General features: G+C 74.9%; 12 protein-coding genes. 5 read left to right on the top strand and 7 right to left on the bottom strand.

The genetic code is table 11. The features are described 5' to 3' along the window. Positions 1–188: 188 nt before the first annotated feature. Entirely contained in the window at positions 189–788 is a 600-nt protein-coding gene (locus B073_RS0120505) for an RNA polymerase sigma factor (RefSeq protein ID WP_018539954.1), read from the top strand. A 68-nt stretch (positions 789–856) separates the two neighbouring features. Continuing rightward, positions 857–1,621 (top strand): hypothetical protein, encoded by a 765-nt coding sequence (locus B073_RS0120500; RefSeq protein WP_037812218.1) that lies wholly within the window; start codon positions 857–859, stop codon positions 1,619–1,621. Positions 1,622–1,637: 16 nt separating this feature from the next. Here the strand turns inward: B073_RS0120500 and B073_RS0120495 are convergent, their stop codons facing one another. The 3 genes from B073_RS0120495 to B073_RS0120485 form a co-directional block, all read right to left on the bottom strand. Further along, positions 1,638–3,212, bottom strand: coding sequence for an aldehyde dehydrogenase family protein (locus B073_RS0120495; RefSeq protein WP_018539952.1), 1,575 nt, complete (start codon positions 3,210–3,212; stop codon positions 1,638–1,640). A gap of 209 nt (positions 3,213–3,421) precedes the next feature. Next, complete coding sequence (locus tag B073_RS0120490; RefSeq protein WP_018539951.1) at positions 3,422–4,834, bottom strand: VOC family protein; 1,413 nt, start codon at positions 4,832–4,834, stop codon at positions 3,422–3,424. 29 nt (positions 4,835–4,863) lie between these two features. Further along, positions 4,864–6,072: an NAD(P)/FAD-dependent oxidoreductase gene (locus B073_RS0120485; protein WP_018539950.1), complete on the bottom strand. Its 1,209-nt coding sequence runs from the start codon at positions 6,070–6,072 to the stop codon at positions 4,864–4,866. Between the two features lie 219 nt (positions 6,073–6,291). Here B073_RS0120485 and B073_RS0120480 point away from each other — a divergent pair, with 219 nt between their 5' ends. Continuing rightward, positions 6,292–7,413 carry a LysR family transcriptional regulator gene (locus B073_RS0120480; RefSeq protein ID WP_234025127.1) on the top strand — a complete coding sequence of 374 codons (1,122 nt, stop codon included), beginning with the start codon at positions 6,292–6,294 and terminating at the stop codon, positions 7,411–7,413. Positions 7,414–7,464: 51 nt separating this feature from the next. On the opposite strand, the gene B073_RS0120475 is transcribed toward B073_RS0120480, so the two are convergent. The 3 genes from B073_RS0120475 to B073_RS0120465 form a co-directional block, all read right to left on the bottom strand. Continuing rightward, on the bottom strand, positions 7,465–7,869 hold the full coding sequence (locus B073_RS0120475; RefSeq protein ID WP_234025126.1) for an STAS domain-containing protein: 405 nt from the start codon (positions 7,867–7,869) through the stop codon (positions 7,465–7,467). Between the two features lie 239 nt (positions 7,870–8,108). Then, positions 8,109–8,630 (bottom strand): NUDIX domain-containing protein, encoded by a 522-nt coding sequence (locus tag B073_RS0120470; protein ID WP_018539947.1) that lies wholly within the window; start codon positions 8,628–8,630, stop codon positions 8,109–8,111. Between the two features lie 75 nt (positions 8,631–8,705). Beyond that, the gene (locus tag B073_RS0120465; RefSeq protein WP_018539946.1) at positions 8,706–10,268 is read right to left on the bottom strand and encodes an ATP-dependent DNA ligase; all 1,563 of its coding nucleotides are present in this window, start codon (positions 10,266–10,268) and stop codon (positions 8,706–8,708) included. 146 nt (positions 10,269–10,414) lie between these two features. Here B073_RS0120465 and B073_RS0120460 point away from each other — a divergent pair, with 146 nt between their 5' ends. Together B073_RS0120460 and B073_RS0120455 are read left to right on the top strand one after the other, a co-directional pair. Continuing rightward, positions 10,415–11,104 carry a hypothetical protein gene (locus B073_RS0120460; RefSeq protein ID WP_018539945.1) on the top strand — a complete coding sequence of 230 codons (690 nt, stop codon included), beginning with the start codon at positions 10,415–10,417 and terminating at the stop codon, positions 11,102–11,104. A gap of 123 nt (positions 11,105–11,227) precedes the next feature. Continuing rightward, positions 11,228–12,562 carry a phosphoribosyltransferase gene (locus B073_RS0120455; protein WP_018539944.1) on the top strand — a complete coding sequence of 445 codons (1,335 nt, stop codon included), beginning with the start codon at positions 11,228–11,230 and terminating at the stop codon, positions 12,560–12,562. Positions 12,563–12,666: 104 nt separating this feature from the next. Here the strand turns inward: B073_RS0120455 and B073_RS0120450 are convergent, their stop codons facing one another. Next, positions 12,667–13,782 carry a hypothetical protein gene (locus B073_RS0120450; protein ID WP_018539943.1) on the bottom strand — a complete coding sequence of 372 codons (1,116 nt, stop codon included), beginning with the start codon at positions 13,780–13,782 and terminating at the stop codon, positions 12,667–12,669. Between the last annotated feature and the right edge of the window lie 352 nt (positions 13,783–14,134).

The following is a 14,134-nucleotide window of genomic DNA, read 5'->3' as shown; positions in this document are numbered from 1 at the left end:
TCCGCTTTTGATCGTTCCCGGTCACGAGTAGTCAGATGACTGCGGAGCGCAGGATTATTTGCCGCCCGGTGCCACAAAACCGCGAGGTTTCCTGTTGATTGGAGGGTGAGGGCAAACCGTCCTCCCGGCGCGGCCGCCCTCCTCGGTGGCGCCGCGGCGGTGCACGGCGAACGGAACGAGGGCGGCGCGTGAGCACACACCGGAACCGACTTCTGCCGGCCCTGGGGGCGAACCGTGCCGCCATAGCGGAGTTGGCCGTCCCACCGGAGTCGGGCCGGCAGCTGTCGCTCGCCTTCGAGGCGTTCCTGTCGACCCACGCCCGGAAGTGGCTGGCCTACGCCTATCTGCACACCGGCAGCGAGGACGCGGCCCGCGCGGTGACCCGGGCGGCGTACGAGCGGCTCGGCCGGGTGTGGCCGCATGCGCTGCGGCAGGCGTCGGTGGAGGCGTACGCCTGGGCGCTGCTCAAGGAACAGGTCATGGAGTGGCTCTACGACCACCGGCAGTCGACGGCGCTCACCGAGACCGCCGCCTTCGCCGTCGTCACCCATGCCCTGCTGCGCGAGTGCCAGCAGCAGTTCGCCATGCTGGAGAGCCAGTTGGGGCTCTACGCGGCGATCTCCCGGCTGCCGGAGCGGCAGTGCGACGTGATCGTGCTCCGGCACGTCATCGGCTACGGCGACGCGCAGATCGCCGCGCTGCTCGGGGTGGACGAGGTCACCGTGCGTTCGTACGCGAGCCGGGGCCGGCGGAAGCTGGCCGCCGCGCTCGGCATCGATCAGGGATAGGGCCTGTCGGGTGGATCGGGGCCGGACCGGCCGGAGACCAGCGGGAGTCGGACATGGGGGAGCGGAAGATGACGAGGGCTTATCGGGGTCCCGGCGAGCGGCGGGAAACCGTCGAATCGCTGCTCAGCGCCGCCGCGGCAGTGGCCGGGATCGGCGGGCTGGCGGATTTCGGTGCGCTGGACGAGGCGGGGGCGCTGGACGGGCTGGGCTGTCTGACGCCGGCGGCCGAGTGGTCGGCGACGTCGCCGCCCGCGGTGGTGCCGCCGCCGGCCGGGCCGAGCCGAGCCGCCCCCAGCGCGTATCCCACCGCACGCGACGAGGCCACCCACGAGCTGCAACTGGCGTGTGCGCTGGTGGTCAACGCCGCGGCGGCCGCGGCGAGTCTGGAGCGGCTGGTGGACGACCACCACATCGACCCGGAGGGGGCGCTGGTCTTCGGGTGCCTGCTGCACATCACCGGGCGGTCGGCGGCGGCGCGGTTCTGGTGGCTCTTCGGCGCCGGCGCCGGCAGCCGGACCGCCGCGTACTGCCTGTATCTGGCGCACCGCGGGGACGGCGAGTTCCGCGACGCCGTCTACTGGCGCGAGCAGGCCGCACACGCCCCCGACGAGGAGCCGCGGGCGGTGGCGGCGTTCGACGACAAGCAGTTACTGCCGGACGAGGCCCGGCACAACCTCCTCGTCCAGTGGCACAGCGGACTGGCGCCGACGCTGCCGGCCGCGCTGGAGAACGTCATCAACCGGCTGGTGGTGGAGGGGGACGACGAGGACTTCGGGGCCATCCCCCGGCCGTCGCCGACGCTGGTGGCGGACCTGGGCCGGGCCCTGCACTGACGCCGGCGGGCGCGGGTCAGAGGAAGTCGACGCCCTGGGCGAGCGGCAGGTCGGCGGAGTAGTTGACGGTGTTGGTGGCCCGGCGCATGTAGGAGCGCCAGGCGTCGGAGCCGGACTCCCGGCCGCCGCCGGTCTCCTTCTCGCCGCCGAACGCACCGCCGATCTCCGCGCCCGAGGTGCCGATGTTGACGTTGGCGATGCCGCAGTCGGAGCCGTCGGCGGCCAGGAAGGCTTCGGCCTCGCGCTGGTCGCGGGTGAAGATGCTGGAGGACAGGCCCTGCGGCACGCCGTTCTGGAGGGCGATGGCCTCCTCCAGGGTGCGGTAGGTCAGGACGTAGAGGATCGGGGCGAAGGTCTCGGTGCGGACGATCCCGGTCTGGCCGGGCATCCGGACGAGGGCGGGGCGGACGTAGGCGGCGTCGGGGGCCTCGTCGGCGAAGCGGCGGTCGCCCCCGGTGAGCACGGTGCCGCCGTCGCGCCGCGCGGCGGCCAGCGCCTCGGCCATCGCGGTGTGCGCGGCGGTGCTGATCAGCGGTCCGACGAGGGTTCCGGGCCGGTACGGGTCGCCGAGCGGGAGCCGCTCGTAGGCGTGCGCGACGCGTTCGACGAGGCGGTCGGCGAGGTCCTCGTGGACGATCAGCCGGCGCAGGGTGGTGCAGCGCTGGCCCGCGGTGCCGGCGGCGGCGAAGACCACACCGCGGACGGTGAGGTCGAGGTCGGCGGAGGGGGCGATCACGGCGGCGTTGTTGCCGCCGAGTTCCAGCAGGCAGCGGCCGAAGCGGGCGGCGACCCGCGGCGCCACCTGCCGTCCCATCCGCACCGAGCCGGTCGCGCTGAGCAGGGCCACCCGGGGGTCGTCGGCGAGCAGTTCGCCGTGGCGCGGGCCGCCGAGCAGCAGGTGGTGGACGCCGGGCGGGGCGCCGGTGTCGGCGGCGGCGCGGGCGAGCAGGGCGGCGCAGGCGAGGGCGGTGAGCGGGGTCAGTTCGGAGGGCTTCCAGACCACCGGGTCGCCGCAGACCAGGGCGAGGGCGGTGTTCCAGGACCACACGGCGACCGGGAAGTTGAAGGCGGAGATCACTCCGGCGACGCCGAGCGGGTGCCAGCTCTCGGAGAGCCGGTGGCCGGGGCGTTCGCCGGCGATGGTGCGGCCGTAGAGCTGGCGGGAGAGGCCGACCGCGAAGTCGCAGATGTCGATCATCTCGCGGACCTCGCCGAGCGCCTCGGAGCGGATCTTGCCGGCTTCGAGGGTGACGAGGTCGGCCAGGTCCTCCTGGTGGGCGGTGAGGAGTGCGCCGAGGCGTTTGACCAGGGCGCCGCGGACCGGGGCGGGGACGGTGCGCCAGGTGAGGAAGGTGCGGTGGGCGTCGGCCAGGGCGGCCTCGGCCTGGTCGGGGGTGGTGGCGGGCAGGTGGGCGAGGACGGCGCCGGTGAGCGGGGTGCGGGCGGCTACCGTGGCACCGTCCCCGGGGGCGGCGTCCGGGTACGCGTCGAGCCCGGCGGCGCCGCAGCGGCGCAGCGCGGTGGTGGCGCGGTCCCGCAGGGTGTCGGTGCCGGGAAGGCCGAGGGTGGCGGGTTGTGCGCTGACGGTCATCGACAACTCCCTTGTGTATCAAGGTAGGTGACTAGATGAGTGAGTCCGAAGTCCCGCCTGCCCCGCGGTGTCTGGTGCGGCACCTCGCCGCGTTGCCGAAACGTCCCGATAGCTCCGCTATCAGGCCGCTCCGGCGCCTTGCGATGCACCGCACCAGACACCGCGGGGCCCGCCCTTCGGGCGGACGACGGGACTTCGGACTCACTCATCTAGGCATCGGATGGGAGCGCGGCCAGGACCTCGTCGGCCCGCAGGGCGGCCAGGGCCCGGCGCAGCGAGCGGTCCTGCTGTGCGGCGTAGCCGGTGAACGGGTCGAGCACCGGGCGGTCGAGGGCCGCGGAGAGGCGGTCGGCGTCGAAGGGGGTGCCGTCGCGGTGCGGGTCGCGGGTGCCGTCGCCGGTGAGGTTGGAGTGGAAGATGCCGGCGGCGGAGCGGGGCAGGAAGTCCTCGTAGACGAGGGGGTGGGCGGTGAGCCAGCCGTCGGCGAGCAGGGCGGGGAGGTCGGCGGGCGGGCGGCGGCCGTCGCGGGGGCGGTCGGTCACCGGGCGGTAGGTGAAGAACGCCAGCCGCTCGGCGGCGAGTTCGGCCTCGGTGCGGGGGAAGCCGTCGTGCCACACGGCGCGGGCGGTCGCCTGCCGATCGGTGCCGGGGCGCTCGGCGATCCGGCGGTCGGTCTCGGCCATGAGGGCGTCGTAGCGGGCCCGGCCGGTGCGGGTCAGGGCGATGCCGCGGGCCTCGACCTCGCCGAAGCGGACGCGCAGCGCACCGCGGGTGAGCCGGCCGTCGGGGTCGCGGAAGGTGCGGGGTTCGGCCAGGGCGCGGAAGGAGGTCTGGCGCAGCAGGACGTCGGGGCCGGCCCAGCGCGGCGGCCCCTGGATGCGGTCGATCATGGTGATGCCGCGCTCCCCCATCCGCCGGTAGAGGGCGTCGATGTCCAGGACGCGCGGGGTGAGGTGGTTGACGTGGGTGGTGGTGACCCCGCCGATGTCGGCGGCGACCGCGGAGACCCGTTCCAGTTCGGCGTACCAGGCGCGGTCGACGGGCTCGGCGGAGAGGGTGAACGCGCCGACGGCGAGGGTGAGGAAGCGTTCCGCGGCGGCTTCGTCCAGGCCCTGTTCGCGTTCGGCGCGCTCGGCGAGGCCGAGGAGTTCGGGCGGGAAGAGGCGGCGGCGGGCGAGGAAGGCGGTGAGGCGGGCCTCCAGGTCCGGGTCGAAGAAGCGGCGGTCGCCGGTGGTGAGGAGGGAGGTGAAGACCCGGAACGGGTTGCGGTCGAGTTCGGCGGGGTCGGTGGGGCGGAAGGCGGTGGAGACGACGGGCACCGCGCCGACGGCGCCGTCCCGGAGGTCGTAGAAGCCGACCGGGTGCATGCCGAGGGCGGCGAAGATCTGGGCGGCCTGGCGGAGTTCGCCGGGGGTGCCGACGCGGATGGCACCGTGGCGTTCGGCGGTGACCCGGTCGATACTGCCGAGCCGGCCGGCGTCCGGGTAGCGGGCGGCGACCTCGTCGTTGATCTGCCCGGCGACCTCCAGGAGGGTGGTGTAGGCGGGCACTTCGGTGCCGTACATGGCGGAGAGCCGGCGGGCGAACGCGGCGCGCAGCCGCCAGGTGGGGATCGTGGCCATGGGGTCTGCTCTCCTCTTCGCGGGCGGGATCAGATGATGTGGGCCTCGGGGCGGGTGGCGGCGTGGCGGCCGTCGAAGCGGGTGGCGGCGAGCGGGCCGATGTCGAGGAAGGGTTCGCGGCGCAGGTAGAGGTCGCGGACGAGTTCGCCGACGGCGGGGGCCTGGAGGAAGCCGTGGCCGGAGAAGCCGGTGGCGTAGAGGAAGCGGCCGGGGTGCGGGGCCTCGCCGATGAGGGCGTTGCGGTCGGGGGTCATCTCGTAGAGGCCGGCCCAGCCGCCGGTGACCGGCAGTCCGGCGAGCGCCGGTGCCCGGCGGGCCGCGGCGGCGCGGAACGGGGCGAGCCACTCGCGGCTGAACTCCCGGTCGTAGCCGGGCGGTTGGGCTGGGTCGGAGAGGCCGAGGAGGAGTCCGTCGGCGCCGTCGTTGTGGAAGTAGAGGGTGGAGGCATAGTCGAGGGTGAAGGGGATGCGGGGCGGGCGGGGGCGCAGCGGCCCGGTGAAGGCGATCTGCCGGCGCAGCGGGGTGACCGGGAGGGCGACCCCGGCCAGCGCGCCGACCTCGCCGGACCAGGCTCCGGCGCAGCAGATCACGGTGCGGGTGCGGACGGTGCCGTGCGGGGTGCGGACGGCCTGCACACTGCCGTCGGCGGTGTCGATGGCGATGACGGGGCAGCGGGTGCGGACGGTGGCGCCGAGCCGGCGGGCCGCGCGGAGGTAGCCGGTGACGGCGGCCTTGGGGGTGGCATAGCCGTCGGTGGGCGAGAAGGCGGCGGCCACGAGGGTGCCGGGGTCGACGTACGGGCACAGGTCGCGGGCGGCGTGCGGGGTGATCAGGCGGCTGGGCACGCCGTGGGCGTTCTGGAGCTCGATGCCGGCGGCGAAGGTGTCGCGTGCGGTCTCGTCGCCGAGGAGGAAGAGGTAGCCGACGGTCTGCAGGCCGATGTCGGCGCCGGGGCGGCGGGCGAAGTCCCGCCAGGCGTCCAGACTGCGCAGGCCGAGCCGGATGTTGAGCGGGTCGGAGAACTGGGCGCGGACCCCGCCCAGCGGTTTGCCGGAGGAGCCGCCGGCCGGCAGGTCGCGTTCGAGCAGCAGTACCCGGCCGGCGTCCGCCTCGGCCAGGTGGAAGGCGATGCTCGCGCCGATCACCCCGCCGCCGATGATCACGACGTCGGCGGAGACGGGGAGCGGGGCGGGCTGCGGGTCGGGGAGCGAGGGGGCCGAAGCCGTGGAGTGGGCCATCCGGGCCGCCTTCCCGTCGTCACATGGTCGGGTGGGCACGTCGTCACGCCGTGGTCCGTCCCGGCGGCCGGGGCCGCGGGGACGGTGCCCTTCGATGGTGACGGGCCGGGGGTCGGCCGTCCATGCAGCGTCCCTGGAGGTGATCTGTGAGGAGAGGTGGAGATCCGCGGGTTTGGCGGGGCGCGGGTGGCGCCGGCGGCCGGTGGGTAGGGTCCCGCCGTGGAATTGCCGGGGGTGCAGCTGCGGACGCTGCTGGAGCTGACCCGGAGCCGGACGATGACGGCGGCGGCCGCGGCGCTGGGCTACACACCGGGCGCGGTCTCCCTGCACATCGCCGCGCTGGAACGGGCCACCGGCACCGAGCTGGTCCGGCGGGCCGGGCGCCGGGTGGAGCTGACGGACGCCGGGCGGACGCTGGCGGTGCATGCCGAGCGGATCCTGGGGGCGCAGGCCGAGGCGGTGGCGGCCCTGGAACGGGCCCGCGGGGAGGTGGCCGGGCGGCTGCGGCTGGGGGTGTTCGGGACGGCGGCGGCGCTGCTGCTGCCGCCCGCGCTGCGCCGGCTGGCGGCCCGGCATCCGCAGCTGCGGGTGGTCGGCCGCGAGGTGGACGTGGACCAGGCGTATGCGGAGGTGCTGGCCGGCCGGGTGGATCTGGCGCTCGGCCTGGACTATCCGGACGCGCCGCTGGCCCGGGACGGCGCGGTGGAGCTGGTGCGGCTGCGCACCGAGCGGTTCTCACTGGCGGTGCCGGCCGGGCGGGCGCCCCGGGAGGCGGCGCCGCTGGCCCTGGCGGGGGCGGCGGCGTACGACTGGATCCTGCCGCCGGCCGGCTCGTACTACGGGCGGGCGATCCGGACGGCCTGCCGCCGGGCCGGCGGCGAGCCGCGGGTGGTGCACGAGGTGACGGACACCGCGACGTCGCTGGCGATGGTCGGGGCGGGGCTCGGGGTGGCACCGCTGACCGGGCTGATGCTGCGGCTGCGGTCGGCGGGGATCGCCGCGGTGCCGCTGCGGGAGACCGTCGAGCGGCACATCGTGGTGGCGGTCGGCGCGGCCGCCCGGTCCCGGCCCTCGGTCGCGGCACTGATCGCCGCGCTACGGGCGGGGGCGGAGCCGGGGGACGGCGGGGAGCCTGGGGCGACGTGGCCGGAGGACGGCGGGGAGCCGGCCCCGGACCCGGACGCGATGCCGGAGGCGGTGCCGGGCCCGCGGGCCGGGGCTGTGTCCGGGCGGCCGGAGCGTCACACGCAGGGGTCAGCGCGGTCGGGCCGGGCCGCTTCGCCCACAGGCGTGACCGCTCCCCCACATGGCCCAGCCGGCCCGCGGGCGGCCGGCGGTTAGGGCGCTTCTGACGGATCTCCGTGGACACCGCGGAGATCCGTCAGAAGCGCCCTAGTCCGCGGGGTCCTCGGGCGGCGGCCACGCCGGACGGCTGCCGTCGGGGACCGCCGCCAGGGCGTGGCCGACCGTCGGATAGCAGGAGAAGACCCCGAGGGACTGCGTCCCGATCAGCAGCTTGAGCATCCGTACGCCCAGGGAGGCCAGCAGCAGCCGGCCCTCCAGGCGGCGGCAGAGCCATTCCAGGGCGAGCAGGCAGCTCAGACCCCGGGAGTCGCAGAACCGCAGGGCGGTCAGATCGAGCACGAGGAAGCGGTGGCCCGCCGAGACGACGGACCGGGCCTCGGCGAGGAACGCCTGCTCGGTGCGGAGGTCCAGCTCACCGCTGACCCGCAGCACCGCGCACTCGTCCTCCTGGACGAGTGGGGTGACCGCCAACGACCGCATCTCCGAGCTCATGCCGTCCAGCCTAAGCGCCGCGGTACCCGGCACCACCGGCGTACGCGGGCGGGCGCCGGCGGCGGAGACGGGCCTCCGCAGGGGCCCGAACCGGCCCGGACCAGCGACGCAGCCCTGAAAAACGGCGCTCGGAAGCGATCGAAAACAGGCGCATTTCCCTCCGTTGCGGGCAACCTCGGGCAGTCCCGGGCAGCCTCGGCAGCAGAACTCATCCGGGGCAGTACCGATGGTGCGGACCGTCACCGGTCCTCGCCGGTCCCGTCCTCGCCGGTCCCGCCGTCACCGGCCCCGCCTCCGGCGAGGGCGTCCGCCAGCCGGTCCAGGAACGCCCGCTGGGCCGTGATCAGCCGGTCGTACGCCTCCTGTGGCGTGCACCACGCCACCCGGTCGATCTCCGGGAAGGTCCGCAGCACCCCGGAGCCGCGCGGCCACTCCATCTCGAAGGTGCCCGGCTCGATCCGGTCCGGGTCGAGGTCGGCCTCGACGGCCCAGACCGTCACCACCTTGCCGCCGGACTGCCGGACGTCCCCCAGGGGCACGTACCGCCCCTCCGGCGGTGCCGTACCCAGCTCCTCGGCGAACTCTCGGCGGGCCGCGGCCAGCGGCTCCTCCGGCGGCAGGTACTCGCCCTTGGGCACCGACCAGGCACCGGCGTCCCGGCGGGCCCACAGCGGGCCGCCCATGTGCGCCAACAGCACCTCGGTGCCGCCGTCCGCGCCACCGCGGTACAGCAACAGCCCGGCACTCCGCTTCCCGGCCATCCCTTCCGCCGCTCCCTTCGCCCCCTCGACCCTTCGTCCCGTCTACGACCCTTCCCGCTCCCCCGCCCGCGCTCCCTACTGCCCGCTCCCTGTTCCCGCACGCCATCGGTGGGCGGCGAGTACCGTCTCCACGGTGTCGGCCTCCGTGGCCGTCTTGTCCTCGCGGTAGCGCACCACGCGGGCGAACCGGAGGGTGATTCCGGCCGGGTAGCGCGGCGAGGTCTGCAGTCCGTCGTAGGCGATCTCCACGACGAGTTCCGGGCGGACCGTCACCACATGGCCGTCGTCCGCCACCGCCAGCCGCCGGAGCCGTTCGGTCTGCCAGTCGAGGGTGGCGTCGGTGAGTCCCTTGAAGGTCTTGCCGAGCATGACGAAACCGCCGTCCGCGGCCCGCGCCCCCAGGTGCAGGTTGGAGAGCCGGCCGGTGCGGCGGCCGTGACCCCACTCGGCCGCCAGGACCACCAGGTCCAGGGTGTGCACCGGCTTCACCTTCAGCCAGGCGGCGCCCCGGCGGCCGGCGCCGTAGGGCGCGTCCAGGGACTTGACCACGACACCCTCGTGGCCGCGCCGCAGGGCGTCGGCGAAGAACTCCGCGGCGGCGGCGCGGGCGCCCGGGTCGTCCGGGTCCTCGACGACACAGCGCCGCACCCGCGCCGACTCCGGTACGACGGCGGCGAGTTCGGCGTGCCTGCGGTCTCCGGGAAGGTCCAGCAGCTCGCGGTCGCCGAGCGCGAGCAGGTCGAAGAAGACCGGGGTCAACGGGAGGGCGGCGCGGGCCGCGGCGACGTCCGTCCGGGAGCCGAACCGGCCGGCGACCCGCTGGAACGGCAGCGGGCGCCCGTCCGCGTCCAGACCGATCACCTCGCCGTCGAGAACGAGGCGCGCGGCGGGCAACTCCCGGACGAGGGCGGTCACTTCGGGCAGCCGGTCGGTGACCTCGTCGAGGGTGCGGGTGTGGATCCGGACGTCGGGGCCGTCCCGGTGCACCTGGACCCGGATGCCGTCGAGCTTCTCCTCGACGGCGCAGCGGCCGAGCCGGCCGATCGCCTCGTCCACGGAGGCGGCGGTCTGCGCGAGCATCGGCCCGACCGGCCGGCCGACGGTGAGCCGGAAGCCGGCCAGCGCCGGCGGCCCCTCGGCGAGCAGCGCCCGGGCGACGTCCGGGAGCGAGCCGGCCAGCATCACCGCGCGCCGTACCGCGTCCGGCGGGGCGTCGGTGGCGGCGGCGAGCCCCTCGACGGCGAGCGCGTCCAGGGCGCCCTGCCGGACCTCGCCGGTCAGCAGGCCGTGGAGGAACCGCTGCTCCTGCGCGGTGGCGGCGGCCAGCAGCGCCCCGACCAGCCGGCGCCGTTCGGCCTGCGCGCCGGGGCCGGCGACCCGGGCCAGGGCGGTCAGCGCGGCGTCCGCGTCGCGGACGGAGAGGGTGGGCCGGTCGGCGGGCGGCGGCGGGTCGCGCAGGGCGCTCCAGCCGACGCCGATCCGGCCCTGGGGCAGCCGCCCGGCCAGGTAGGGGATGACCACCGGCACGTCCTCCGGAGCGGCGGCCCGGAACAACTCGGCCAGCAACGCGGTCTTCCGCGACCGGGCCGACGTCGCGGCGACCTCGGCCGAGACCCGTGCGAGGGCGGCGAGCAGCATACGGTCATCCTGCCTCCGCGACACCGCCGCCGCCCCCGCAGACGGTCCGCACACCCTGCCGTTCCCGGGCGATCCGGAGGGCGCAGACGGCCCGGATCGGCCCAGGCAATCCGGATGCCGACGCAGACGCGCGCTACCGTGAAGAGGTGACCGCGCCCCGCGCCCCGGAACCCTTCGACGCCGGCGGGAACGCCACCCGCCCGCTCCCCGTCACCCATGTCTGGTACGCCGCGTACGGCTCCAACACCCACCCCGAACGGCTCGGCTGCTACCTCGCCGGCGGCCGTCCGCCGGGCGCGCTGCGGGAGTTCCCCGGGTGCCGCGATCCCCGGCGGCCGCGGCGCAGCGCGCCGGTACTGCTGCGCGGGCGGCTGTACTTCGCCACCGAGTCCGCGGTGTGGACCGGCGGCCGGGCCTTCTACGACCCCGACGACGACGGCGAGATCCCCGCCCATGCCCACTTTCTGACGCTCTCTCAGTTCTCGGACGTGGCGGCGCAGGAGATGCTCCGGGAGCCGGCCGCGGACCTGGATCTGGCGGAGGTCCTCGCCCACGGGCGCGCCCGGCTCGGTCCCGGCCGCTACGAGACGCTGGTCTGCGCCGGCCGGCTCGACGGCCACCCGGTCCTGACGTTCACCGCGCCCTGGCGGAGCACCGACGTCCCGCCGAACCCGCCCTCCCCCGCCTATCTGCGCCTGATCGGGACCGGCATCGGCGCCGCACACGACTGGTCCGTACTCCGCACGGCGGAGTACCTCGCCACGTGCCCGGGGGTGCACCCTCGGTGGTCGGTACCGGAGATCACCGCCCTGCTGACGACCGGCGCGACTCGATGACCACCCGGCTCGTTGACCGCCCGGCTCGTTGACCAGCGCGGCTTGCGGAACGACCGGGACGGGGCTATTCCAGATTTAGGTGTGGACGTGGCTTTCGTCTCCCCTGGGTAGGGGGTGCACACTGTGCTGTTCACTGACCGCGCGGACGCCGGACGGCGGCTCGCCGAGGCGCTGCGCCACTTGGAGAAGGAAGAACCCGTCGTCCTGGGCCTGCCGCGCGGCGGCGTCCCCGTCGCCTATCAGGTGGCCCAGGCGCTGCGTGCCCCGCTCGATGTGATCGTGGTCCGCAAGCTCGGCGTCCCGTACCAGCGGGAACTGGGCTTCGGCGCGATCGGCGAGGGCGGCGTACGGGTCCTCAGCGACGACATCATCCGCCGGGGCCGGGTCGCGCCCGAGGACGTCGAGGCCGTGCAGCGCACCGAGGAGGCGGAACTCTCGCGCCGGGCCGAGCGGTTCCGGGCCGGCCGGTCGCGGCTGCCGCTCGACGGCCGGACCGCGATCGTCGTCGACGACGGCATCGCCACCGGGTCGACCGCGGCGGCCGCCTGCCAGGTGGTCCGCGCCCAGGGCGCGGCCCGGGTCGTACTGGCCGTGCCGGTGGCCCCGCCGGACGCCGCCGAGCGCCTGCGCACCGCGGCCGACGAGTTCGTCTGCCTGTCCACCCCGTATGCGTTCGCGGCGGTCGGCGAGTGGTACGAGGACTTCTCGCAGACCTCCGACGACGAGGTGGTCTCCCTGCTGTCCCAGGCCGCGAGCGGCACCACCGTCGCCCGGTCCGGTACGAGGCACGGCCCCCGTACGACGACGGCGCACCGCGCGGGCGACTGGGAGGAGGTGCGGATCGAGGCCGGACCGGTCCGGCTCGTCGGGGATCTCACCCTGCCGGTACCGGGCGGGCCGGTCGTGATGTTCGCGCACGGCTCCGGCAGCAGCCGGCACAGCCCGCGCAACCGCGCGGTGGCCACCGCCCTGAACCGCGCGGGCCTGGGCACCCTCCTCTTCGACCTGCTCACCCCGGCCGAGGAGGCCGACCGCGCCAAGGTCTTCGACATCGAGACACTGGCCCGCCGGCTGGCCGAGGCCACCCGCTGGCTGCGCGCCCGGGAGAGCGTCCCGATCGGCTACTTCGGCGCGAGCACGGGCGCCGCGGCCGCCCTGCGGGCCGCCGCCTACCCCGACGCGGACATCGGCGCCGTGGTCTCCCGCGGCGGCCGCCCCGACCTCGCGGGACGCTCGCTGCTCTCCGCCGTACAAGCCCCGACGCTGCTGATCGTCGGCGGCGCCGACACCCTGGTACTGGATCTCAACCGCCAGGCGCAGTCCGCGCTGGTCTGCGAGAACCGGCTCGAAGTCGTGCCCGGCGCGACCCACCTCTTCGAGGAGCGGGGAGCCCTGGACAGGGTGTCCACCCTCGCCCGCGACTGGTTCACCCGCCACTTCCATCTGCTCCCGGCGTAGCGGCGCCGCCAGGTGGCAACAGCCGCATCACCAACACAACAGCCACATCACCAACAGTGGTCAACGGGCAACCCGTTGACCACTGTTGGTACCGCCGGCCGTTGCTAATACCGCAGCGTCCCCGCGATCCCGCCCACCTCGGCGAGCACGCCGTCCGGTACGAAACGCACCTCCGCGCCGGTGTCCAGCGACCGCTCCACGATCGAGTCCACGATGTCGTCGACGGCGTCCGGTTCACCCGGCGCGGCCGGCGTCAGATGGCCGCCGGTGTCCCGTACGGTCTCCTGGTAGTTCTCCTCCACGGCCAGCAGGGCGACCCGGCCGGTCTCCGCGTTCTGCCGGATCTCGTCCAGCCCGGCGGCGAAGGCCCGGCGCCCGCGCGCCCGGTCCAGCTCGGCCAGCACATCGGTGACTTCGGCGTCCGCGCGCTTTTCCGCGTACGGGCGGACGGCCTGCCAGAGCGGCTCGGGCGGCCCGGCGGCGAGCCCGGCCTGCGGTACCTGCGTCACCGTGACTTTGGTGCCGGTGCCGCCCCGCATGACCGTGCCCGCGTCGTCGAGCAGCGAGAGCGCCGCCGCCTCGCCGACCACGTACAGCGGCCGCGGGTCGGCCTTGAGGACGGTGGCCAGCGCGGTGTCCGCCTCCCGCAGGAACTTGCGGGTGTGCTCGTCACTGAAGGTGCTGGGCACCTCGCCCACCTGCAACTGGTCCTCGGGGTCGGGATCGACCAGGCTGCGGGTCAGCGGGAAGCCGCCGCGCCGCAGCTCGGTGAGGCGGTCCGCCGCGCCGCTCCACAGGCTGACGTGATCGGCGGAGAGCGCCAGTACCCAGAACGGGTGCTCGGCGGCGTGCGCGGCGACGAGATTGCGGGTGAGGAAGGTGTCCGAGAGCACCACCCGGGCCGGGACCGTGCGGCCCAGCGACCACACCTGGTGCTCCCCGGGTGCGGCGAAGAGGACCATGCCCTCCTCGGCGTGCGTCAGATCGACCTCCGCCGCCGCCTTGTCCAACTGCTCGATGACGTCGATCCGTCGCTCCCTGGAGACGTCCGGATCGGCCTGCAGCCGCTCCTTGGCCTCGGCGAGCATGTTCCGCAGCAGGACCGGGTCCTGTGCACTGTCCGGCTCACGGCGATGCGTGGGCATCAGCACCGACACGGCCGGATAGGGCCGCTGCCGGCGAAGCTTGGCGAGTTCAGCGGGGCTCAGCGCAGCATGCATCGGAACCCTTCTTTCGGTGAGCGGATTCACGAACTTCGGTGAGCGGATTCCCGAACGGATTCACGAGTAGCCTCGTCCGGCCCCCGGCGCCCTACCACACTATGCACGATATGCCCGTTTCCCCGGTGCGGCAGCAGGTGCGGCGGCAGTGACGTCCAGGCCGTGCGGCAGCCGGTTTTCGGCCCGGCCGACGGCGTCCCCGCCCCAGAAGCGACCTTGCGCCATCCATGGTGTCATCGAAGTGTGGGCGCCCCGCGGACCACGCGGATGCCATGCGAGGAACACTCCGCGGACGCCACCCGAGGAACACTCCGAAACACTCCGGAGAACCCCTGAGAAGAACTCCTGACGA

The organism is Streptomyces sp. MspMP-M5 (genome assembly GCF_000373585.1).
Lineage (GTDB): Bacteria > Actinomycetota > Actinomycetes > Streptomycetales > Streptomycetaceae > Streptomyces.
The sequence above is the reverse complement of the archived record's forward strand: the minus strand, read 5'-3'. Positions and strand labels throughout refer to the sequence as shown.